24 protein-coding genes are annotated in these 21,934 nt (G+C 72.4%); 7 read left to right on the top strand and 17 right to left on the bottom strand.

Going from position 1 to position 21,934, the window contains the following annotated elements; genetic code table 11:
* Positions 1-57: 57 nt before the first annotated feature.
* The 6 genes from C7C45_RS12290 to C7C45_RS12265 form a co-directional block, all read right to left on the bottom strand.
* Positions 58-459, bottom strand: a complete 402-nt coding sequence (locus tag C7C45_RS12290) for an LPXTG cell wall anchor domain-containing protein (RefSeq protein WP_110563751.1) — start codon at positions 457-459, stop codon at positions 58-60.
* A 102-nt stretch (positions 460-561) separates the two neighbouring features.
* A complete protein-coding gene (locus tag C7C45_RS12285) occupies positions 562-1,818 on the bottom strand; it encodes an outer membrane protein assembly factor BamB family protein (protein WP_110563750.1) in 1,257 nt (418 codons plus the stop codon).
* Between the two features lie 101 nt (positions 1,819-1,919).
* Complete coding sequence (locus tag C7C45_RS12280; RefSeq protein WP_110563749.1) at positions 1,920-2,402, bottom strand: SRPBCC family protein; 483 nt, start codon at positions 2,400-2,402, stop codon at positions 1,920-1,922.
* A gap of 143 nt (positions 2,403-2,545) precedes the next feature.
* Positions 2,546-2,755, bottom strand: coding sequence for a DUF397 domain-containing protein (locus C7C45_RS12275; protein ID WP_110563748.1), 210 nt, complete (start codon positions 2,753-2,755; stop codon positions 2,546-2,548).
* A 174-nt stretch (positions 2,756-2,929) separates the two neighbouring features.
* Complete coding sequence (gene fahA / locus C7C45_RS12270; RefSeq protein WP_110563747.1) at positions 2,930-4,126, bottom strand: fumarylacetoacetase; 1,197 nt, start codon at positions 4,124-4,126, stop codon at positions 2,930-2,932.
* The gene (locus tag C7C45_RS12265; protein WP_110563746.1) at positions 4,123-4,992 is read right to left on the bottom strand and encodes a hypothetical protein; all 870 of its coding nucleotides are present in this window, start codon (positions 4,990-4,992) and stop codon (positions 4,123-4,125) included. The genes fahA and C7C45_RS12265 overlap by 4 nt, the downstream gene beginning before the upstream one ends.
* Positions 4,993-5,086: 94 nt before the next feature.
* Between C7C45_RS12265 and C7C45_RS12260 the strand changes: the two genes are divergently transcribed.
* Positions 5,087-6,253 carry a homogentisate 1,2-dioxygenase gene (locus tag C7C45_RS12260; RefSeq protein ID WP_110563745.1) on the top strand — a complete coding sequence of 389 codons (1,167 nt, stop codon included), beginning with the start codon at positions 5,087-5,089 and terminating at the stop codon, positions 6,251-6,253.
* Between the two features lie 155 nt (positions 6,254-6,408).
* Here the strand turns inward: C7C45_RS12260 and C7C45_RS12255 are convergent, their stop codons facing one another.
* Genes C7C45_RS12255 through C7C45_RS12240 form a run of 4 tightly spaced genes read right to left on the bottom strand, consistent with a single transcriptional unit; the run spans position 6,409 to position 9,184 of the window.
* Positions 6,409-7,437, bottom strand: coding sequence for a tetratricopeptide repeat protein (locus tag C7C45_RS12255; RefSeq protein WP_110563744.1), 1,029 nt, complete (start codon positions 7,435-7,437; stop codon positions 6,409-6,411).
* Between the two features lie 10 nt (positions 7,438-7,447).
* Positions 7,448-7,930 (bottom strand): 2-C-methyl-D-erythritol 2,4-cyclodiphosphate synthase, encoded by a 483-nt coding sequence (gene ispF, locus C7C45_RS12250; RefSeq protein WP_110563743.1) that lies wholly within the window; start codon positions 7,928-7,930, stop codon positions 7,448-7,450.
* A 16-nt stretch (positions 7,931-7,946) separates the two neighbouring features.
* Positions 7,947-8,642, bottom strand: a complete 696-nt coding sequence (ispD, locus tag C7C45_RS12245; protein WP_110563742.1) for a 2-C-methyl-D-erythritol 4-phosphate cytidylyltransferase — start codon at positions 8,640-8,642, stop codon at positions 7,947-7,949.
* Between the two features lie 56 nt (positions 8,643-8,698).
* The gene (locus C7C45_RS12240; protein WP_007073334.1) at positions 8,699-9,184 is read right to left on the bottom strand and encodes a CarD family transcriptional regulator; all 486 of its coding nucleotides are present in this window, start codon (positions 9,182-9,184) and stop codon (positions 8,699-8,701) included.
* Between the two features lie 326 nt (positions 9,185-9,510).
* Between C7C45_RS12240 and C7C45_RS12235 the strand changes: the two genes are divergently transcribed.
* Positions 9,511-10,203: a hypothetical protein gene (locus C7C45_RS12235; RefSeq protein ID WP_110563741.1), complete on the top strand. Its 693-nt coding sequence runs from the start codon at positions 9,511-9,513 to the stop codon at positions 10,201-10,203.
* Between the two features lie 187 nt (positions 10,204-10,390).
* Here the strand turns inward: C7C45_RS12235 and C7C45_RS12230 are convergent, their stop codons facing one another.
* The 4 genes from C7C45_RS12230 to C7C45_RS12215 all read right to left on the bottom strand — a co-directional run bounded on the left by C7C45_RS12230 (position 10,391) and on the right by C7C45_RS12215 (position 14,143).
* The gene (locus C7C45_RS12230) at positions 10,391-10,996 is read right to left on the bottom strand and encodes a peptidase associated/transthyretin-like domain-containing protein (RefSeq protein ID WP_110563740.1); all 606 of its coding nucleotides are present in this window, start codon (positions 10,994-10,996) and stop codon (positions 10,391-10,393) included.
* Between the two features lie 24 nt (positions 10,997-11,020).
* Positions 11,021-12,079, bottom strand: coding sequence for a type III polyketide synthase (locus C7C45_RS12225; RefSeq protein ID WP_110563739.1), 1,059 nt, complete (start codon positions 12,077-12,079; stop codon positions 11,021-11,023).
* An 85-nt stretch (positions 12,080-12,164) separates the two neighbouring features.
* On the bottom strand, positions 12,165-13,331 hold the full coding sequence (locus tag C7C45_RS12220) for an acyl-CoA dehydrogenase family protein (RefSeq protein ID WP_110563738.1): 1,167 nt from the start codon (positions 13,329-13,331) through the stop codon (positions 12,165-12,167).
* A 41-nt stretch (positions 13,332-13,372) separates the two neighbouring features.
* Positions 13,373-14,143 carry a methyltransferase domain-containing protein gene (locus tag C7C45_RS12215; protein ID WP_110563737.1) on the bottom strand — a complete coding sequence of 257 codons (771 nt, stop codon included), beginning with the start codon at positions 14,141-14,143 and terminating at the stop codon, positions 13,373-13,375.
* Positions 14,144-14,189: 46 nt separating this feature from the next.
* Between C7C45_RS12215 and C7C45_RS12210 the strand changes: the two genes are divergently transcribed.
* From C7C45_RS12210 to disA, 4 genes are all read left to right on the top strand, one after another.
* A complete protein-coding gene (locus C7C45_RS12210) occupies positions 14,190-15,029 on the top strand; it encodes a UbiA family prenyltransferase (protein WP_244200341.1) in 840 nt (279 codons plus the stop codon).
* A gap of 140 nt (positions 15,030-15,169) precedes the next feature.
* Positions 15,170-15,949, top strand: a complete 780-nt coding sequence (locus C7C45_RS12205; RefSeq protein WP_110563736.1) for a hypothetical protein — start codon at positions 15,170-15,172, stop codon at positions 15,947-15,949.
* A gap of 85 nt (positions 15,950-16,034) precedes the next feature.
* Positions 16,035-17,492 (top strand): DNA repair protein RadA, encoded by a 1,458-nt coding sequence (gene radA, locus C7C45_RS12200; RefSeq protein ID WP_110563735.1) that lies wholly within the window; start codon positions 16,035-16,037, stop codon positions 17,490-17,492.
* 132 nt (positions 17,493-17,624) lie between these two features.
* Complete coding sequence (disA, locus tag C7C45_RS12195; protein WP_110563843.1) at positions 17,625-18,809, top strand: DNA integrity scanning diadenylate cyclase DisA; 1,185 nt, start codon at positions 17,625-17,627, stop codon at positions 18,807-18,809.
* 6 nt (positions 18,810-18,815) lie between these two features.
* Here the strand turns inward: disA and C7C45_RS12190 are convergent, their stop codons facing one another.
* From C7C45_RS12190 to C7C45_RS12180, 3 genes are all read right to left on the bottom strand, one after another.
* Positions 18,816-19,535, bottom strand: a complete 720-nt coding sequence (locus C7C45_RS12190; protein WP_110563842.1) for a hypothetical protein — start codon at positions 19,533-19,535, stop codon at positions 18,816-18,818.
* Positions 19,536-19,641: 106 nt separating this feature from the next.
* On the bottom strand, positions 19,642-20,229 hold the full coding sequence (locus tag C7C45_RS12185; RefSeq protein WP_110563734.1) for a peptide deformylase: 588 nt from the start codon (positions 20,227-20,229) through the stop codon (positions 19,642-19,644).
* The gene (locus tag C7C45_RS12180) at positions 20,226-20,738 is read right to left on the bottom strand and encodes a glycine cleavage system transcriptional repressor (protein ID WP_110563733.1); all 513 of its coding nucleotides are present in this window, start codon (positions 20,736-20,738) and stop codon (positions 20,226-20,228) included. The genes C7C45_RS12185 and C7C45_RS12180 overlap by 4 nt, the downstream gene beginning before the upstream one ends.
* Positions 20,739-20,834: 96 nt before the next feature.
* Between C7C45_RS12180 and C7C45_RS12175 the strand changes: the two genes are divergently transcribed.
* Positions 20,835-21,746: an HhH-GPD family protein gene (locus tag C7C45_RS12175; protein WP_110563732.1), complete on the top strand. Its 912-nt coding sequence runs from the start codon at positions 20,835-20,837 to the stop codon at positions 21,744-21,746.
* Positions 21,747-21,934: the final 188 nt, after the last annotated feature.

The raw sequence follows: 21,934 nt of genomic DNA, 5'->3' as shown, positions 1-21,934 counted from the left end.
GTCGCACAGCAGATCGGCCGCCGGCGGCGGGCTCTACCAGCCGCCGGCGGCGGCACGTCAGACCGGCCGCCTGCGGCGCGCGGCGAGCCCACCGACGACCAGCAGGGTCACACCCAGTCCGGTGAGCACCAGCGTCGATCCACCGGGACCGGTGACCGGCAGCTCGCCACCATGACTGGGCGAGGGTTGGGGTGGTGCCGGCGTGGTTTCCGTTGGCGTGGGCGTGGGTGGCGCGGGCTGTGTGGGTGTGGGGGTGGGTGGCGCGGGTTGCGTCGGCGTGAGCGTCGGCGCGGGCAGGATCTCGAAGGTGACGCCGGTGTCCGCCGACGGTGCGGCCCGGACGGCGCTGAACCCCCGCGCCGACGCGGGATCCGCGGCAAGCACCGGCGGTACCGCCAGCGCGAGGCTCGCGGCGGCTAGTGCGCCACCCACGAGGTAGTTAGCTGCTGTCCTGCCCATGCGCCGACCCCTTCCCAACGGAAACCTGAACCGTGAAAAACATACCCTTTACGGACAAAGGGAATGGACGGTTCAACTGTCCGGGTGCCAGAGACGCCACGATCAGGTGGCAGCCAGGATCACCGCCTCTGGCGTCAGGTAGTAGCGCTCGTCGTCGGCGTCCGGGTCCACCGGCCGGCGGAGCCGTTCCACCGCGACGTAGCCGCCCTCGGCTGCCACGGCCCCGGGCGCCCAGCCCGTCCCATCTCGTCCGACCTTGAGCGGGAAGCGGGACAGTTGCGTACCGGTCGCCGGGTCCAGCGTCACCAGGTCGTTCGCCTCGGTCAGCAGATGCACCCGGCCGGGCTGCGCGGCCAGAAGCCGTGCCGTACCCAGGTCCGCGGACCGCCACAGCTCGGTGCCGGTACGCGCCGACCGACCCACCGCCACCCCGTCGAGCACCACGACGACCTGTGCACCGACCACGAGGGCGCCGGCGGGATCCAGCGCGGGGGCAGCCACCGGCTCCCCGGCGTCCAGCAGCCAACCCCGGCCGCCCGCGTCGCCCGGCCCAGCGGTGCGCAGAGCCGAGCAGGACGACCGGCCGGTACGACAACCGAGCGGAGTCACCACCAACTCGTCCGGACCACCCGGCGGTCGCCAGCGTTCGCGCACCGCACCGGTCGCCGCGTCCCGGAACTCGAGAGTCGCCGGCCCGGCGCAGGCGTCCAGACCGACCAGTTGCCCGGAAGCCGTGGTGCCGACGTCGGTGCGGCAACCGCCGGGCAGATCGGCCCGCCACAGTTCCCGACCGGCGCTCAACTCGACCCCGCGCGCCTGGGCGTCTCCGCTGACCACCACCACCGTGCGGCCGTCCGGAAGGTCGGTGAGGTGCAGCCCGCGCGGGTCCCAGACGGTGGCCGCACCGGTACGCCGCACCAGCGCCGCACTCCCGCCGGGCTTCGGGCCGTCGGTCTTCCAGCGCACCCGGCCGGTCGGCGCGTCGAGCGCGACAAGTTGACCGTCGGACCAACGGCTGACCACGACGCTGCCGCTGGCCACCACCCCGGTCAACTCCGCCGGCCAGCGTCGGTACGACCAGAACGGGCTGTTCCGGTACCGCCCGTCGACCGGCTGGTCGGCATAGACCTGGCGGTGCGCGGCGTACACCCGCAGCCTCCCGTCCACGATCAACGGGGCGACCGGCAGTCGACCGACCACACCGGCGGCCGGTCGGGCCGCGGCCGGATAAGCGCCCCGGGCCACCGTGCTCACCTCGGCCGGCGCGAGCACCCGGTAGACGATGACCACGACGGCCACGGTCGCGAGCAGCGCCGCGACCGCCATCGCGAGCCTTCGCCGGCCCCTCGGGATCCCCATGCCGCACCTCCGCCCGGCACCCTACCCAGCGGCACCGGCCGAACCCCGCCCAGGTCGCGGCGGTCACGGTCGGGCTCGGCGCGGGGGTGACCGGCTCGCGGTCAGGCGGCTTCGACGGAGCCGGTGGCACCGGCCGCCACGGCCAGGTCGGCGAGGTCACGCCGGAGTGCCACCTCGACCGCCCGCGCGGCGAGGCCACCGAGCAGCAGCGCCACCACCCGGCCGTACGGAGCGGTCGGCACCGCCTCCTGGGTGACGGTGACCGCCGTGCAACCGCGACGGCGACGGCGGACCGGCCGCAGACTCCAGGTGATCCGGTAATCCACGCCGGCACCGGAGGAACAGAGCACCAGCCGGTGTGGGGCGAGTGTCTCCACCACGAGGAACTCTTCGGTCAGTGTGCCGCCGCCCGGCTGGGCACGCTCCTCACGCCAGGCGGTGCCCGGCCCGAACGGACCCGGGGTGAGCACCTCGATCGGGCCGGCCGCGGTGAGCCGGGCCGCACGGCCGGGCAGGTCGGTCAACAGACGCCAGACATCGACAGCGTGCGCCTCGATGAACCTGGTAACCGCCACCGTCGACATGCCACCCTCCCCGTGTCCCCGACGGTACGCGGAGTAAGGGCCGGACGGGGCCTCCGGGACGGAATTTCCACCCCCGGAGGCCGCTTTGTCCGATCAGGTGGCTGCTCGGCACCGGTCGTCGTCGACCGAAGCCGGAGCATCGGTCAGCGTTCGAAGCGACCGACCTGAATCGCGCCGATGAACGCTGTCCACCCAGGCGGGCTGACCGCGAGTGTGGGGCCGGCCTGATCCTTCGAGTCGCGGATCGCGACCAGACCGTGGACATCGGCCAGGTTGTCGGCTACCTCCACGCAGAGCCCCTGGTCGTTCGAGCGGCTACTGGTACGCCAGACCGCGCCCGTGAGATCGTGCATCATCGTTACCTCCGTGTGCGATGGGATGCCCCACCGCTGGCAGCCGGGTACGGCCCGACCCGGATCGCGCGGCGAGGCGACGAATCCGGACGATCAACGGGTTAACCAGGGCGGATGATCGCACAGCGGGTGCGATCACGAGTCCCACGGACGAGACGGCTGGAACGTTCCCGCTCAGCGAGCTGGACGAATCGTGCCGGTGACCTGGCCCAGGGCGATGGTGGTGCCGTCCGGGCCGGGCGCGGTGGCGGTGATCGTCACCGTGTCTCCGTCGGCGAGGAAGGTGCGGCTCTCCTCGCCGACCTTGACCGGCTCCGCCCCGCCCCAGGTCAGTTCCAGGAACGAGCCCACCTGCGATCGGTCCGGGCCGGAGACGGTGCCGGAGGCGTACAGGTCGCCGGTGCGCAGTGACGCGCCGTTGACGGTGAGGTGCGCCAACTGCTGCGCGGGGGTCCAGTACATGGTGGCGAACGGCGGCTCGCTCACCTGCTCGCCGTTCCACTCGACCGCCAGGCGGAGGTCCAGGCCGAGGTGCGGCACGGCATGCAGGTAGCCGGCGACCGGTGGGTCCTGGTCGGGGGCTGGCACGAAGGCGTCGCTGAGCGCGTCCAGCGGCGTGACCCAGGCCGACACCGAGGTAGCGAACGACTTGCCGAGGAACGGGCCGAGTGGCTGGTACTCCCAGGCCTGGATGTCCCGGGCGGACCAGTCGTTGACCAGCACCACCCCGAAGACGTGGTCGGCGAAGTCGTCGACGGACACCCGGTCGCCCAACGCACTGGGTACGCCCACCACGAAGCCGACCTCGGCCTCGATGTCGAGGCGTACCGACGGGCCGGTGACCGGGCCCTCGGCGGACGCGCGCTGCCCGGTCGGCCGGACCACCGGTGTGCCGGAGACGACCACCGTGCCGGCCCGCCCGTGGTAGCCGATCGGCAGGTGCTTCCAGTTGGGCAGCAGCGGCGGCTGGCCGGGGCGGAAGATCTGCCCGACGTTGGACGCGTGGTGCTCGGACGAGTAGAAGTCGACGTAGTCGGCGACCTCGATCGGGAGCAGCAGTTCCACGTCGTCGAGGGGCACCAGCATCGGCTCCACCGCGGCCCGGTGCGCCGGGTCGGTCAGCAGCTCAATGATCCGCTGCCGTACCGCCGTCCACTGCGGACGACCGAGCGCCATGAACTCGTTGAGGGTGGGTCGGCACAGCGCACCCGCGGCCAGCACCAGCTCCGCGGCCTCGGCCGCAGCCAGGTCGAAGACCCAGGATCCGATCCGTACGCCGATCCGTGGCTGCCCCCCGTCGGTCCGGAACACCCCGTACGGCAGGTTCGTCACCCCGTACGGCGAACCGTCGGCGCCGGTCACCCAGGTCATGCGTCGTAGCCCCCGTTCACCAGCCCAAGCCGGATCAGATCGGTAAGTGGTTCCAGGATGCTGCACGAGCCGAAGCCGACCCACAGTGGGCGGGGTTCGGTCAGTCGTGCCGTCGCGCGCTCCACCAGAGGGCGCGGGTCGACCACGGTCAGCAGCTCGGTGACCGCCCCCGCACTCTCACCATCAGCGGCTGCCAGGGTCGCAGCCAGCACGTTGGCGTAGCCGTGGTGGGTGAACCCGGTCTCCGGGTCCAGGTGTCGGACGGCCTGGTGCAGCCCGGCGGTGAGCTTGAACGGCAGGCCACGGTCGCGGCACGCGCAGATGACCGCGGCCAACTCGGCCGGCGTGGGGAACAGCTCGGCGGCCAGGCCGCCGGTGCGGAACTTGGCCGCGATCGGCACCCCGTCGTCGCGGGCGGCGGCCAAGGCGTCCAGCGCGCCCATCAGCCCGAAGGTCAGCGGCAGCTCGGCGTAGACGGCCTCGACGTCCGGCATGGCACCGGTCAGTCGCACCAGTTCGGCGACGCCGGGCAGCGGGTCCTCGCCCCGCTTGGCGACGGCCACCTCGACCTGGCGGGCGGTGACGCCGTCCGGGGCCAGGAACGACAGCGCGAAAGGCAGGTGCCCGATCCCGGTGTCACCGATCACGCCGACCACCAGGCCCGTACCGGGGTCGACGAGACCACTCAGGTCGCCGCGCGCCACGGTCGAGGCCGGGACCAGCAGCGGGCCGACGAGGTCGGCGTACCAGGCGGTGCGGTGCCGGCGGTGGGCGGTCAGGGCGTCGGGCAGCGCGGCGCTGCCGGGTGGGAAGACGGCGGCGTCGTCCACCAGGCCGTCGAGGAGGGCGGGCACCTGCGTTGACACGGAACAAGAATGTACGGGACGCTACGAGGAACGGACAACAGCGTCCGATTATCGGACACACCTGGCCGGTGGACGGGACAAATCGGGAGGCGAGATGCCGTATTACCGCAGCGTCGGCGAGGTGCCGCGCAAGCGCCACACCCAGTTCCGTCAGCCCGACGGGCGCCTCTACGCCGAGGAGCTGATGGGCCAGGAGGGGTTCTCCTCCGACTCGTCCCTGCTCTACCACCGGCACGCGCCCACGGCGATCCTGGCCGCCGACGAGTTCACCCCACCCGCGTTCACCCGGGCACCGAACCTGCCGCTCAAGCCCCGCCACCTGCGCACCCACAAACTGGACACCGGCGGCGTCGACCCCATCCTCGGTCGGCAGTACCTGCTCGCCAACGACGACGTCCGGATCGGGTACGTGCTCGCGGACCAGCCCTCCCCGCTGTTCCGCGACGCGACCGGCGACCACTGCCTGTACGTCGAGTCGGGCACCCTGCGCGTCGAGTCCCCGTTCGGGATGCTCGACGCGGTCGCCGGCGACTACGTCATCATCCCCACCTCGACCATCCACCGACTGGTGCCCACCGGCGACCAGCCCGTCCGGCTGCTCACCGTCGAGGCGTCCGGGCACATCGGCCCACCCAAGCGCTACCTCTCGGTCCGCGGCCAGTTCCTGGAGCACTCGCCGTACTGCGAGCGCGACGTCCGCGGCCCCGACGCCCCGCTGCTCGTCGACGACGAGGAGGTCGAGGTGCTGGTCCGCCACCGCCGTGGATGGACCCGCTACGTCTACGCCAACCACCCGTTCGACGTGGTCGGCTGGGACGGTCACCTCTACCCGTGGGCGTTCTCCATCCACGACTTCGAGCCGATCACCGGCCGCATCCACCAGCCTCCGCCGGTGCACCAGACCTTCCAGGGTCCCAACTTCGTCATCTGCTCGTTCGTGCCCCGCAAGGTCGACTACCACCCGGAGTCGATCCCGGTGCCGTACAACCACCACAACGTCGACTCCGACGAGATGCTCTTCTACACCGGGGGCAACTACGAGGCCCGGCGCGGCTCCGGCATCGAACAGGGCTCGATCTCGCTGCACCCGTCCGGTTTCACCCACGGCCCCCAGCCGGGTGCCGCCGAGCGTTCGATCGGTGCGGACTACTTCGACGAGCTGGCCGTCATGGTCGACACGTTCCGCCCCCTGGATCTCTGCGACGCCGCCAGCGCATGTGAGGACGAGGGGTACGCCTGGACCTGGGCGCGTTCTGCTTAGTCGCCCTGGGGTTTTCGCCGGAGCCCGACCCGCTCCGGGCGGTCAGGCTTGATCCCTGCGCGGGTCGGGCTCCGGCGAAAACCTGACCTGGTCGGGCTGAGCGACGCTGGTGATCTTTACTGGTCACGCCGGAGGTTGGTGACCTTTGTGGTTGGTCAGCGCATTGCGGTTCTGGTGAAGACGGCTAACTCGGCTACCGCTGTCACCGCGATGGCCAGCACCAGGGGCCACGGGGAGCCGGCCACCGCGTACACCAGCAGCAGCAGCGGCGCGGAGGCCACCGCGTAGATCGCCAGCGCCATCGCCCGGTCCGAGTGCAGCATGGCGGGCAGGACGGTCCGGGTCAGCCCCGGCAGCCGGGCCGCGAGCTGCCAGACGACGATCCCGCCGGTGAGCGCGGCGAGCACCGCCAGGATGCGGGAGAACCCGCCGTTCGCCGAGGCCGCGAACGCCACGAGCACCGCCGCCACCAGCGTCCAACCCGCGCCGTAGAGCACCAGGCGGTGCAGGCCGTGCGCGAGGGTCCGCGGCGAGTCGATTCGGCTCGGGGTGATCGTCACAGCCTCGGCGACGTGTTCCAACGCCACCGACCAGCGGCGCTGCTCCAGTCGCATGACACCCACATCGTGCCCGGCCTCGGCGATGCGCGGGTCGAGCCGCAACGCCTCCCGGTAGGCCCGCTCGGCCAGGTCGAACAGGTCCAGTCGGGCGGCGACCAGGCTGAGCACCAGGTGCGCCTGTGGCTCCTCCGGGGCCAGTTCGACCCCACGCCAGGCCGCGTTCAGCGCCGGCTGACCGTTGCGGGCGCCGGCCAGGATCGCGGCCGCGCTTCGCTGGGCGTACGCGTCGGCCGGGCCCAGGGCCAGGATCCGGTCGGCGGTGGCGGCCGACTCGGAGTAGCGCTCCAGGTCGGACAACGCCATGCCCCTGGCGACCAGCGGCGGGAGGGCCTCCGGTGCGGCCGCGACGGCCGTGTCCGCAGCGGTGAGCGCCTCGGCCGGACGGTCGGCGGCCAGGTGCACCCGGGCCAGCATGGTGAGGGCGTCCACGTCCTCCGGCTGCAGGGCCAGCCCGTAGGTCAGCTCCCCGGCCGCCTCGTCGTAGCGGCCGAGCTCGGCCAGGAGTTGGGCCCGCTGGACGTAGCCGTCGGCGGCGGACTGGTCGGGGGCGGGGTCGCTGGACATCGCGGCGAGCCTAGGCGGCCGACGCGTCGTACACCAGGGCCACCGCGACGCCCGCCAAGCCTTCCTCCCGGCCGGTGAAGCCGAGCCCGTCCGTGGTCGCGGCGGAGACGGTGACCGGGGCGCCGACGGCGGCAGACAGCACCTCCTGGGCCTCCGCCCGGCGGCGGCCGATCTTGGGTCGGTTGCCGACGACCTGCACGGACACGTTGCCGATCTCCAGGCCAGCGGCACGCACCCGGCGGGCCGTCTCGGTCAGCAGAGCCAGCCCGGACGCGCCAGCCCACTCCGGCTCGCCCACCCCGAAGGCGGCGCCGAGATCACCGAGCCCGGCGGCGGAGAGCAGCGCGTTGCAGGCGGCGTGCGCGGCCACATCGGCGTCCGAGTGACCGGCGAGGCCGTCCTGGTCGGGCCAGAGCAGGCCCGCGACCCAGCACGGCCGGCCGGGCTCGAACGCGTGCACGTCGGTGCCGATGGCCACCCGGGGAACGATCATGAGCAGAGGGTACGCGTCAATCGAAGGCGGCGAGCAGGTGCTCCGCCAGGGCCAGGTCGAACGGTCGGGTGATTTTCAGGGCGTACTCCGAGCCCGGCACGCAGCTCACCGTGACACCCTGCTTCTCGACCAGCCCGGCGTCGTCGGTGAGGGGGTCGCCGGCGACGGCGTGCGCGGCGCTGAGGACGGCCCGGCGGAAACCCTGCGGGGTCTGCACCGCGCGCAGAGCGGAACGGTCGACGGTGCCGAGCACCACCTCGCCGGCGCCGACCTCCTTGATCGTGTCGACGACCGGCAGAACCGGGATCACCGCGTCACGCCCGTCGCGGACCGCCGCCGCGACGGATTCGACGAGCTCGGGAGGGGTGAGCGCGCGGGCGGCGTCATGCACCAGCACGATCGTCGGACCGTCGGGCACCGCAGCCAACGCGGCGGCCACCGACGCCTGCCGTTCCGCACCGCCTGCCACCACGATCACCGGCGCGATCGGAGCCAGCAGCTCGCGGACGGCCGTCACCTCGGCGGCCGGCGCGGCCACCACGATCGTGTGCACCGACGGTGCGGCGGCAAGTCGACGCACGGCGTGCACCAGCAGCGGTTCACCGGCGAGCAGGCGCAGCGCCTTGGGGCGGCCGGGGCCGAGCCGTACACCAGCACCCGCCGCAGGCACGAGGACCGCGACGTCACCGCGCGGATTGAGCTGCGCGGTCACGTCGCGGTCCTCGGTGGTTTCTCTGCTACGAATCGGGTACGACGATGCTGTACGGACTAGGCCTCGGTGAGGACCTTGTCGAGCAGCGTCTCCGCCTCGTCCTTGGTGCTCTTCTCAGCCAGCGCAACCTCGCCGACGAGAATGTCCCGGGCCTTGGCAAGCATCCGCTTCTCGCCTGCGGAAAGGCCCCGCTCCCGCTCCCGGCGCCACAGGTCACGCACGACCTCGGCGACCTTCAACGGGTTTCCGGAGGCCAGCTTTTCCAGGTTGGCCTTGTAACGCCGCGACCAGTTGGTCGGCTCCTCGGTGTGCGGAGCCCGCAGAACGTCGAAGACCTTACCGAGGCCCTCTTCGCCGACCACCTCGCGAACACCCACGATCTCGGCGTTCTCGGCGGGCACCCGGACCGTCAGGTCACCCTGCGCGACCCTCAGGACGAGGTATTGCTTAGGCTCGCCCTTGATGACCCGAGTCTCGATTGCCTCGATGAGTGCGGCCCCGTGGTGGGGGTAAACAACGGTCTCGCCGACACTGAAAACCATAGGTTCGAAACCCCTTTCGCTGTGTCTAGGGTAACACGGTCAGGCAGCGATGTCTCACCGATGTCCTGACCGTTGGCGCAGCTCAGGGGCCCTGTGAGAGGTCTTGCTTCAGCTTGACAGGCGGTCAAACCAATGGTTCAAACACGCTCCGTAACGTGCGGATGACTGCCCGGCACGGGTGAACAGAACGTCGAGATCAAGGGCTATGCGCTCCTCCTATGGTATCCCGCCCGGCGGGACTGCGCCCAGGTGTAGCGCGAGGTGCCCCTGGTGCGGGACCCTGGAGACCGAGCCGCACTCCGCTCTCGAGACCTTCAGGAGGTCCGATGGGCAAGCCTGATGCAGAGGGCCACGGGCCGGCCGACGGCCTGCCTGGCCTGCCGCCCGAATGGGGCCGGGTGGTGGTCCCCGACGACGCCTCCGCGCTTGCCGCCGAGGCCGCCCAGATCCGCCGCGAGCTGCGCCGGGCCGCCGGGCTGTCCGGCGGCCCGCGGGCTCTGGGCCTGCCGCTGCTGGTCCTGCTGGTGGCGGTCCTCACCACGCTGGCCGGCCTACTCGTGGTCACCTGGCCACGGGCCAACCGGGGCAACGACCGACCTACCCCGGCCCCCTACTCGCCACCCGCGACCCTCACCGGGCGGGCACTGCCCGCACTGGACCTGGTCGACGCGAGCAATGCGCCGGTGCCACTGCGCGGCCTGCTGCCCGCCATGATCATCCTGGTGGACGGCTGCCCGTGCCCGGACCGGGTGGCCGAGGCCCTGGCGGTCGCGCCCGCCGGCGTCTCCGTGGTCACCGTCACCGGCAGCCGGACGGTCCCGGCCGCACCGGCCAACCAGCGGCAGGTCCGGGCGCTGGCCGACCCCGCCGGCGGGCTGCGCTCGTTCCTGGGCCAGCCGGCCCGCCCAGGCGGCCTGACCGCGCTGCTGGTCGACCGCAGCGGAACGGTCACCCGGGTGCTGCCCGACCTGGGGTCGGTCGACACGTACCGACAGGACCTGACCGCCCTCACCGCCTGACCTGACGAGGCCCGCGGTAGATCGACTCCGTGTCGGCGATGTGGTGGTTTCCCGACACGTGGATGCCGCCACGTCGGCGATGTTGAGTTGATCTTGATCTCGGCGGCCTGCTGGCGCCGCTGGTTGCCCAGCCGACGGGGCCGGTGCGGGATCCGGGGATACGGACGTCGGGGCATTGGGCTCAGGCTCAGGGCGCCGCGAAGAGTTGCGCCTCAGCGTCGACGGGCTTGTCGCCCACGGCCGACAGGGACACCCGGATCGGCCCGCCGGTGGGCGCCACCTCAGCGAGGGTCGTTGCGCCGTCGCAATCGATGCGTGCCGGGCCGAGTATCTCGGCCCCGGTGCTCGTCACCATCATCGCGCCGGGCCTCGTGCACCGGTATTGAAGCTGGTAGCGTCCGCCGTCGTTGGCCGACTGCCTGGTCACGTCCTGACCGGGGAGGAGCTCCCCCTGCTGCCGCCAGATCGTCCCTTCGAACACGGGCAGCTCACCCGGAACGTCGCCGGTGCCAAGGGGCAGACTCGTCGTGGGGCGTTTGACCTCGGTGACCTCGCCCGTCTCGGGGTCCACTCGAAAGGTCACCGACGCATCGGGCTCCGACAATGCCAGGGCACGTTCCAGCGGTGCGCTGACGCTCGGCTCGGCGCTCGGCGAGGCCACTGGCGGACGAGCCGAACTGGCCGCCGGGGTGGGGGCGGCGGCCTGCCACCACCAGCCGCCGACCGCCAGGACGGCCACCGCAGCGCCGAACAACACCACCGACCGCAGCCGATCGTCCGCCGTTGGATCCATCCGCTGAGCGTACCGGCCGGACGTTCAGTCCTGTCGATCGAGCAGCGCGGCGTAGAGGGTGAGACCGGGGCCGAACGCCAGCATGACGACGCGTCGAGCCGCCGGTGTCGAACGGGCCAGCCGGTCCAGGATCAGCAGCACGGTCGGCGACGAGCAGTTGCCATGCTCGTCGAGCGTCGCCCGGGACGCCACCAACCCCTGCGGAGGAAGGGCCAACTCCCGCTCCACCACGTTGAGGATCCGCGGCCCGCCCGGGTGCACCGCCCAACCATCCACCTCGGAGCGGCTGACCCCGTGCCGCGCCAGCAGGTCGTCCACCAACCCGAGGACATGCCTCGAGAGCACCTGCGGCACCTTCGGTGACAACCCCATCCGGAAGCCCGCGTCGGTGACGTCCCAGGTCATGTGGTCGGCGGTCGAGGTGTCGGTGACGGCGGTGACCTCGCGTAACACGTACCCCGGGCCACCCGGCACGACCACGGCGGCGACCGCGGCGTCCGAGAAGAGCGCGTGGGAGACGATCTGCTGGGTGTCCACCCGGGCGCTGGACGGCTGGATGTGCAGGCTGGTCAGCTCCGCACAGAGCAGCAGCGCCGGCCGTCCCCGCGCGGTCACGAAGTCACTCGCCGCCCCGAGTCCGGGCAGCGCCGCGTAACAGCCCATGTGGCCGATGAACATCCGCTGGGTGTCCGCAGCCATACCGAGATCCCGGGCGAGCAGGATGTCCAGGCCGGGGGTGGCGTACCCGGTGCACGAGCAGACGATGAACAGCCCGATGTCGCCAGCGCCCAGCCCGGCGGCCGTCAACGCCCGACCCACCGCCTCCTTGCCCAGTGGCAGGGCCTCCACCTGATACCGGCGCATCCGGCGCTCGGTCGGCCAGTCCGAGACGTCCTCCAACAGGGGGTTGACCGCGGCCTGCCGCCGGGTCACCCCCGAGTTCGCGAAGATCCGCTGGGCCAACGCCCGGGTGGTGCCGGAGAAATGCCGAGAGAAGAAGCCCTCCCACAACTCGCCCTGCAAAGCGGACGGCGGCTGTGCAGTCCCGAGCCCTGCGATCACTGGTATGGACACGATCCCCACCTCTCGTCAGACGCTGTCCTCCCCCTGGCCGACCCACCAGCCACCTCGGCCGGCGTACCTCCCGCGCGAGTCCCGCACGACCCGCTCACCAACGCGGTGCCGATGCGTCGCGATCCGGATCGCCTCCCAGCGCGGCAATGCCGAGCCAGTCGGCGCAGACATCCGACGTGGCCGGGTGCAGCGAGCCGCAGCGGGCGTCCCGGTAGAGCCGCTCCAACGGATGACCACGGCGGGTCGCCGAGGTCCCCGCCGCCTCCAGCACCGACGCCGCCACCTCGGCGGCAGTGGTGCCGGCGAGCAGCTTCGCCCGCCACACCCAGCGGTTGGTCTCCTCGTCGCCCGGCGCCTCGTCCACCCGACGGGCCGCCTCGGCGACCACCAGTTGCGCGGCCGCCGTCGCCGCGTCCGCCCGACCCAGCCGGGCACGCACCGCCGGCAGACCGGCCAGCTTGCGCGCATTGAGATGCTCGGCCGCCGCGTCGATCGCCGCCCGGGCGACCCCCACGTAGACAGCCGCGTAACTCGCCACCAGCCAGTGCGGCATCAGCTGGGCGACCACCAACGCCAGACCCTCGACCCCGCCGAGCAGTCGACCGGCGGGCACCGTGACGTCCAGATGCAGGTCGTGTGAGGAGGTGGCGCGCATACCGAGCGAGTCCCAGGTCGGCTCCACGGTCAGGCCGTCGCCGGCCGGCACCAGGAACTGCGAGACCACCGACTGGTCGGCGGCGCTGCGCGCCGCCACCAGGTAGCCGTCCGCGTGCCCGGCACCGGAACAGAAGGTCTTGCTGCCCTTGAGATGCCATCCCTCGTCGGTCGCCTCGTAGACTGTGCTCAACTGGGACAACCGGGCGCCGGCACCACGCTCGCTCATCGCGACCGCGTACCAGGAACCCTGCGCGGCGTCGGTGAGCAGGCGGTCCCGGGCGGCCAGCGCCTCGTCCGGTACGCCCAGCGCCTCCGCCAACTCCTCGGTGACCGCACCCAACGCGCCGGTCACCGAGGCGTGCATGTTGAACACCAGGGCGGTCGCGCCGTTGCCCCGGGCCAGCTCAGTTGCCACCGCGGTGTATTCGGCGAAGGAGGCTTCCAGGCCTCCCAACGCGCGGGGCACCATCAACCCGAACAGGCCAGCCTCCCGCAGGTCACGGAAGTCGTCCACCGGAAAGGAACCGTCCCGGTCGTGCTCCGCCGCCCGTGCGGCGAAACGCGGCGCCAACCGGCGGGCCGCTTCAAGCGCGTGCACCGTCATATCGCCTCCTCCTCGGATTGCCGTACCCCGGCACGGCCCGACTATCCGCTTCGGACCCCCCGGCCCTGGTAGAGCACGGCGGTGGAACGCGTCGGCACGATGCGTGGCACGCGGCCGGTCGACGTCACACCCGTGCGGGCCGCGCGGGCTCGCCGCAGCAGCCAGGCGACCAGGCCGCCAACCTGCGGGCGGATGCCGCGCAGCCGGAGATCGACGCCGTGCCGCGCGCATTCGGCCACCAGCGCCCGAGCATCCACGAACAACCGTGGGTCGTGGATGCCCCGCGGCACCGTCGGCAGCCGTTCGGCGATCCGTACCGCGACGAGCCGGGCCATCGCGGTGTCGTTCAGGGTGTCCAGCACCAGCAGGCCACCCGGGCGCAGCAGCCGGCACGCCTCGGCCACCACCCGCGGCCAGGCCGGCACGTGCTCCAGCAACTCGCCCGCCGAGACGACGTCGGCGCAGCCGTCCGGGAGTGGAACCGCGGTCGCGTCGCCCTGGACGACGCACACACCGTGCTCGGCTGCCTGGACCAGCGCCGAGCGGGTCACATCCACCCCGACGTGGCGGTAGCCCTTGCCGGCCAGGTGCGGCGCGAGCAGACCAGCGCCGCAACCCAGATCGACGAGCAACGCGTCGGGGCGGGTGGACGGTGGCACCAGCGCCGCGCGGGCGGCAGCCAGCCAGTGCAGCATCGCGAACGCGCCATCCGGCCGCCACCACTCACCGGCCAGGTCGTCGTACTGGCGCGGGTCGTTTCGCGGCAGGACCCGGGGGCCGGTGGACGCCGCGGCCGCAGCCACGTCTCGCATGGCTCCGAGCGTGGCACGACTGCTCGGTAACGACCAGACTTCCCTTATGTCGTCGAGGGTGTTAGGGCTGGTCAGAGCGAGCCATCCAGAACCGGCCGCAGCGGTGACCACGGTGGCCGGTCTGCTGGCGTGGGGAGTGGGCCATCGGCCGTCGGGAATCGTCTCGGTGGTGCTCGCCGTGCTGGCCAGCCAGCTCGCCGTCGGCTGGACCAACGACGCGCTGGACGCCGAGCGGGACGCCACTGTGGGGCGTACCGACAAACCGGTCGCCGCCGGCGCGGTCGGTCGGCGCACCACGGCCTGGGCCGCGACGGTGGCCGCGGTGGCCTGTCCGCTGCTGGCGCTCACCACGAACCCGACGGCGGCGTTCTGGCTGACCGTCGCCCTGGTCTCCGCGCTGCTCTACGACTGGCCGCTCAAGGCCACCGCGCTCTCGGTGCTGCCGTACGCCGTCTCCTTCGGTGCGTTACCCGCCTTCGTGGTGCTGGCGCTGCCCGGTCAGCCCACCCCGCCGGTCTGGTTGTTGGCGGCCGCGGCGTGCCTGGGTGCCGGCGCGCACTTCGCCAACGTGCTGCCCGACCTGGCCGACGACGCGCGGACCGGGGTGCGCGGCCTGCCGCATCGGCTGGGTGCCGCCGGGAGCCGGGCGGCGGCCGCCGGGCTGCTCCTCGCGGCGACCGCCGCCCTGGTCCTCGGGCCGCCCGGGCCGCCGTCGGCGATCGGGTTGGCGGCGGTCGGCACGGCCGCCGTGGTCCCACCGCTGAGCTGGTACGCCGGACGCTCGGCGGTCCGGGCCGGCCGGCGGCCGGTGGCGGCCTTCCGGGCGGTGATGCTGGTGGCCCTGATCGACGTGGTCCTGCTGGTGGCGAGCGGTCGGGTGGTGTGAACGGCACCCGGGTAGGTGGCATTGCCGGGTCCGCGTGCGGGCCTCGATCAGCCCCAACTACCCTGGAGCGCGGTCTGCGCGGGTATGGCCACCGTGCCCGGCGTGCGGCCCGGGTGGGGATTGTGACGAGGAGGACCGACGTGACGCGCTCGATCAGGGGATCCCGGCGGGCGGCCCTGTTGCTGTCCGGGATCGCGGCGACCGGCCTGCTGGCGTCCGGCTGCGGCACCGGTCAGATCGCCGAGACCGCGTTGAAGGAGCCGTCGGTCCAGGGCGTCAGCCTCACGACCAGCAACGGATCCTTCTCTGTGCGTGGTCTCCTGGTGGACTACCCGGGCACCGAGGGCTACCGAGCCGGGCAGGACGCCCCGCTGAGCGCCGTGATCTACAACGACTCCAAGCAGACGGTCACCGTCACCGTCACCACCGAGAGCGCTCGCGACGTGCGGATCAGCGGCGGCTCGGCGAGCCCGTCGGCGTCCGCCTCGGAGTCCGCCCCCGCCAGCCAGTCCCCGTCCGGCTCGCCGAGCCCGTCGACCTCCGAGTCCGGCTCGGCCCGCCCGACGGCGACCCCGTCCGAGACCGGGTCGTCCTCGGCCACCCCGTCCGCCCCGGAGTCGGCGCGGGCGTCGGGTTCGGCCAGCCCGGCCGCACCCGGTCAGCTGGCCCGGATCGAGCTTGCTCCGCTGAGCTACATCCAGTTCAACTCCGAGGCCACCTCGCAGCTCCGGCTGATCGGCCTGACCGAGGCGCTGCGCTCCGGTCAGAACGTCTCGGTGACCTTCGACTTCGGCAACGGCAACACGGTGACCGGCCAGGCGCCGATCGCGGTGCCGCTCACCCCGGCGGCGCCTCCCTCGCCGATCATCGAGCGCGAGGGCGGCTACGAGGGCGACGAGGGCGGCACGACCCACGAGTGACCCGACCTCCGTATCGACGGACGCCCCGGCGTGGTGACCACCACGCCGGGGTGTTTTCGTCGTACGAGAGGGCTAGCGTCCTGATGTGACCACCTCCCGATCGACCCCTTCGCGTGGCGCCACAGCCGGCGCCGCCCGTGGCCGGTCCGCCGCCCGCGAGCCGCGCCCGGCCTACGAGTGCGACGCCTGTGGGCACCAGCCGCCCAAGTGGGTGGGGCGCTGCCCGGAGTGCGGCGAGTGGGGCGCGGTGGTCGAGAGCACGGTGACCGGCCCGACCGTGGCGGGTCGGGTGGTCAGCTCCCGGCTACCGTCCGAGCCGGCCCGGCCGATCGCCACCATCAGCGCCGCCCCGGCCCGCGCCGTGCCCACCGGGGTGAGCGAGCTCGACCGGGTGCTCGGCGGCGGCCTGGTCCCCGGTGCCGTGGTGCTGCTCGCCGGCGAGCCCGGCGTGGGCAAGTCGACCCTGCTGCTGGACGTGGCGCAGCAGTGGGCGGTCGGCGCCGGCAGCCCTTCGCTGGTGGTCAGCGGGGAAGAGTCGGTAAGTCAGGTCCGCCTGCGCGCCGAGCGGATGGGCACCCTGCACGACCAGCTCTACCTTGCGGCCGAGAGTGACCTGGCGTCGGTGCTCGGGCACCTCGACGCGGTCAAGCCGGGCCTGTTGGTGCTCGACTCGGTGCAGACCATCTCGACCACCGGCACCGAGGGGGTGCCCGGTGGGGTGACCCAGGTGCGCGCGGTCACCGCCGCGCTGGTCTCGGTCGCCAAGGAGCGGGGCATCGCCACCGTGTTGGTCGGGCACGTCACCAAGGACGGCCAGGTGGCCGGGCCTCGGGTGCTGGAGCACCTGGTCGACGTGGTGCTGCACTTCGAGGGCGACAAGCACTCCTCGCTGCGCCTGGTGCGCGGTGTGAAGAACCGGTTCGGGGCGGCCGACGAGGTCGGCTGCTTCGAGATGCACGAGGGCGGCATCAGCAGCCTGGCCGACCCGTCCGGGCTGTTCCTGACCCGCTACGCGGAGCCGGTCCCGGGCACCTGCGTGACAGTGGCGATGGAGGGGCGGCGGGCCCTGGTCACCGAGGTGCAGGCCCTGATCGGCGCGACGGTGGCCGGTTCTCCCCGCCGCACCGTCTCCGGCCTCGACTCGGCGCGACTGGCGATGGTGCTCGCGGTGCTGCAACGGCGCACCGAGCGGCTGACCCTGCACGACCGGGAGGTCTTCGCCGCCACGGTGGGCGGCATCCGGGTGGTGGAGCCTGCCGCCGACCTGGCGGTCGCGTTGGCGGTCGCCTCCGGTGGGCTCAACCTGGCCATCGCGCCGCACCTGGTGGCGATTGGCGAGGTGGGGCTGACCGGCGAGGTGCGCCGGGTCGGGGCGGTGCCGCGTCGGCTGGCCGAGGCGGCCCGGCTGGGTTTCAAGGTGGCCCTTGTGCCGCCCGGTTGCGGCCCGGCCAGCACCGGTGCCGACCCCGAGCAGATGCGCGTGACCGAGGTCACGGACGTCCGTTCGGCGCTGCACCATGCGGCCCGCGCGTCCGCCGAGTGACCCACCGTGCCGACGAGGACGGCGAAACCGGACAGCACGTCGCAAGCGGGAAACGGGTTGGAAGGGCCGCATCGTGACACATCACAGTAACCACGACAGCACCCACCGCACGGCAGTCCGTAGACTGTGCCCGTGCCGATCGACCGCGATACCACCAAGCCAGCCGGCGCGCCGCCCCAGGCCCGCACCGGCGCCGTGGGCTCGCCCGCCCGCCCGATCAGCGTGAGCGTGACCGCGGCAGCCACCGGGAGCGCCGGGGATCCGCTGCGCGCCAACCTCGCCCTGATGGCCCCCGGCACCGCCCTGCGCGACGGTCTGGAACGCATCCTGCGCGGCCGCACCGGCGCGCTCATCGTGCTGGGCTACGACAAGGTCGTCGAGGGCCTGTGCACCGGCGGCTTCCCGCTGGATGTGGAGTTCTCCGCGACGCGGGTCCGGGAGCTGTGCAAGATGGACGGCGCCGTCGTGCTCTCCAGCGACGGCACCAGGATCGTCCGGGCGGCCGTGCACCTGATGCCCGACCCGTCCATCCCGACCGAGGAGTCCGGCACCCGGCACCGCACCGCCGAGCGGGTGGCCCGGCAGACCGGCTACCCGGTCATCTCGGTCAGCCAGTCCATGCGGATCATCAGCCTCTACGTCAACGGCCAGCGGCACGTGCTCGACGACTCCGCGGCGATCCTCTCCCGGGCCAACCAGGCGCTCGCCACCCTGGAGCGCTACAAGCTCCGGTTGGACGAGGTCTCCGGCACGCTCTCCGCACTGGAGATCGAGGATCTCGTCACCGTGCGGGACGCGGTGGCCGTGGTGCAGCGACTCGAGATGGTTCGCCGGATCGCCGACGAGATCGCCGGGTACGTGGTGGAGCTGGGCACCGACGGCCGACTGCTCGCCCTGCAGCTCGACGAGCTGATGGCCGGCGTGGACGCCGACCGGACGCTGGTCATCCGGGACTACCTCCCGGTTGGCCGCAAGTCGCGCACCCTGGACGAGGCGCTGGTCGAGCTGGACCTGCTCGGCGCCACCGAGCTGATCGACCTGGTGTCGGTGGCCAAGGCGATCGGCTACCCGGCCGCGTCCGACGCGCTGGACGCCGCCGTCAGCCCTCGCGGCTTCCGGCTGCTGGCCAAGGTGCCACGGTTGCCGGTGGCGGTGGTCGACCGTCTGGTGGTGCACTTCGGCAGCCTCCAGCGGCTGCTGGGCGCGACCGTGGAGGATCTGCAGGCCGTCGAAGGGGTCGGTGACGCCCGGGCTCGCGGCGTCCGTGAGGGGCTGTCCCGGCTCGCCGAGGCGTCAATCCTCGAACGCTACGTCTGACCCGGCTCAGCCGGTGACGGTGAGCTTCACCGGCGCGCTGAGCTTCGTGCCGACCCGGGCGAACACCTCGTACGCCCCGAGCGGCGGGAACGGACCGGCGGCCAGCCCACTGCCGTCGCACCGGCTGGTGTCCCGCCCGTTCCAGGCCACCTGGTAGGAGCGCTCGAAGTTTGGCGTGAAGGACTGCACGTCCGAGCCCTGCACCTTGCCGCAGGTGTCCGATGACCAGACCTTCTCGGCACCGGACTTGATGAAGATCTCCTGCAGATCGGCACCGACGTTCCGGCTGCACGTCCGGTCCGACGTGTTTTTGATCTTGAGTTGCAGGTCGACCATCGCCCCGCGCTGGACCGAGGTGGGACTCGCCACCGAGACCACACGAATCTCCGCGTCGGTGCAGGTGCCGTCGTCCACCGAACCGGCCGCCGCACCCAACTGAGGGTCGTTGCTGGTCATCGCGGGGCTCGGGGTCGGCGTCGCATCCGGCTCGGCGGACGGCGGCGGAGCACCGGTCTTCGGTGTCAGCACCGACCCGTCCGCCCCGGGGGACTCGGCGGACGTCGACGCCGAGGTCGGCGTCGCCCCCGCCTTCGGATCTCCGTCGGAACTACCCGAGCCGATGCAGGAGTTGAGCAGGACAATCAGGAAGAGAAGCCCCGCTCCAAGTACGACGACGCGACGCCGCCAGTACACGGCGGGTGGCAGGGGGCCGACCGTCAGACGCATGATGCCCTCCACCGTAGCCGCGCTCTGCCCGCCAGCGCCGTGCGACGCGCCGGAGCCACTCCGGGACGCGTACTCCAATGTCCACTCAGGACGGACATGTGACTGATCAGAGGTAGACCTTGCGCTGATAGACGGCGTGCGCACCGGCCACCCGATCCAGGAAGAGCAGCCCCGCGCAGTGGTCGATCTCGTGCTGCAACGCCCGCGCCTCGAAGCCGTCGGTCACCAACCGGACCGGCTTGCCGGTGCCCGGCAGATCACCCTCCACCACCAGCCGGCTGGCCCGCTTCACATCCCCGGTCAGGTCCGGCACCGACATGCACCCCTCCCGGCCCGCTTTCCACCGGGTCGCCTCGACCACACGGGCATTACACAACACGAAGGTGCCATGCACCGTGACCGCCTTCGGGTGCCCGGTCACATCGACCGCGAAGACCCGAGCGCCCACCCCCACCTGTGGTGCGGCCAGCCCAACGCAGCCCGGCGAAACCCGCATCGTTGCGACCAGGTCGGCCGCGAGCTGGACCGTCTCCTTCGCCGTGGGATCGACCTCGTCGGCAGCCCGACTCAGCACCGGATGGGGGGCGGACACCACAGCGCGCACCTCACCCGGCACGACCAGCGACTCCGGTGTCCAGTCACCCAGACCCGCGTACGCCTCGGCGGCCGGCCCTCCGCTCTCCGCGCCGGTCACAACAGATCCGGGTCCGCCGGCCGGAGCGTGACCTCCACGCCCAACTCGGCAGCCGTCCGGTGCAACCGGTCAACGAGTGTGTCAGCCACACCGGCCGGCAACTCCACCTCGGCCAACACCACGTAGAGCGAACCAGCCAACCGGGTACTCAGATCGGTGACATTGCCGCCCGCGTCCACCAGCACCCGGGTCATCGCGGCGACGATGCCCATTCGGTCCGAACCGTGCACCGCCATCACATACGGCTCACCCGCCGGAGGCACCTCCCCGTCCGGGGTGACCGCGCGTACCGTCGCCAGCAGTTGACCCTCGGCGGCCAGCGGCACCAACGCGGCCTCAACCTCGGCGGCGGCCGGCCCGGTGCAGATGAGGGTCATCGCGAAATGCCCCCGCAGCCGCGTCATCGTGCTGTCGGTGAGGTTCGCGCCCAGTCGGGCCAGCACCTCGGCGACATCGGCCACGATGCCCGGTCGGTCCCGACCGATGACGGTGATCGCGAGCTCGTTCATCCGCGCATTCTCTCCGATCCGTCGGCCGCCACCGTGACACCCCGCCCGAGCCGCCCATCCAGCGGGACCGCGCCGCGTGACATCATCGACGGCGCCATGACTCAACCCGACTTCGCCACCCTGGTCAGCCGGTGGTTCCAACAGCACGCCCGCGACCTCCCCTGGCGGGAACCCGGGACCACCCCCTGGGCCATCCTGGTCAGCGAGGTCATGCTCCAGCAGACGCCCGTGGTCCGGGTGACGCCGGCCTGGCAGGCATGGCTGGCCCGCTGGCCCGAGCCGGCAGCGTTGGCGGCGGACACCCCAGCTGAGGCGATCCGGATGTGGGGACGTCTCGGCTACCCCCGACGAGCCGTCCGGCTGCGGGAATGCGCGATCGCGATCGTGGACCGCCACGGCGGCCAGGTGCCGGACCGGCTGGAGCAACTGCTCGCACTGCCAGGAGTCGGCACCTACACGGCCCGGGCGGTGGCTGCCTTCGCGTACGGGCAGCGGCACCCGGTGGTCGACACCAACGTCCGTCGAGTGGTCTCCCGGGCCGTGGCCGGCGAACCCGACGCCGGGCCGGTCACCCGGCCAGCCGACCTGGTCGCCACCGAAGAACTGCTCCCGGCGGAACCGGCCGCAGCGGCGCTGGCCAGCGCCGCCTTCATGGAGCTGGGCGCGGTGATCTGCACAGCCAGGTCACCACGCTGTACGGCCTGCCCGGTCGAATCGGTCTGCGCATGGCGTGCCTCCGGCCAGGAGGCCCCGGTCGGGCCAACCCGCCGACCCCAGCGGTACGCGGGCACCGACCGGCAGGTACGCGGCCTGCTGCTCGGGGTGCTCCGGGAAACCACCGGGCCGGTCCCACACCAACGGCTGGACCAGGTCTGGACCGATGACGTGCAGCGTGCCCGAGCCCTGGCCGGCCTGGTGCAGGACGGGCTGGTCGAACCGGCCGGCACCGATTCCTTCCGCCTCGTCGGCGACGGACCGTCCCCACCCACCGCCGACCTCACCACCTAATCCAAACCCCGCCCTGATCATCGCGGCACCAGCCCCGCCACCCGGTCCCCACGCCGCCACATGGCCCCAACCGTCACGCAGGTCCCGCTTGCCCAGTGCCGCCGCCCGCCCAGCACCCCGCCGCCACGATCGACACCAGGTCGGCGACGTGGGGCCATCCGGACCGCGCGACACCCCCACATCGGCGA

It is taken from the genome of Micromonospora arborensis, from assembly GCF_003205615.1.
Taxonomy (GTDB): Bacteria; Actinomycetota; Actinomycetes; order Mycobacteriales; family Micromonosporaceae; genus Micromonospora; species Micromonospora arborensis.
The sequence above is the reverse complement of the archived record's forward strand: the minus strand, read 5'-3'. Positions and strand labels throughout refer to the sequence as shown.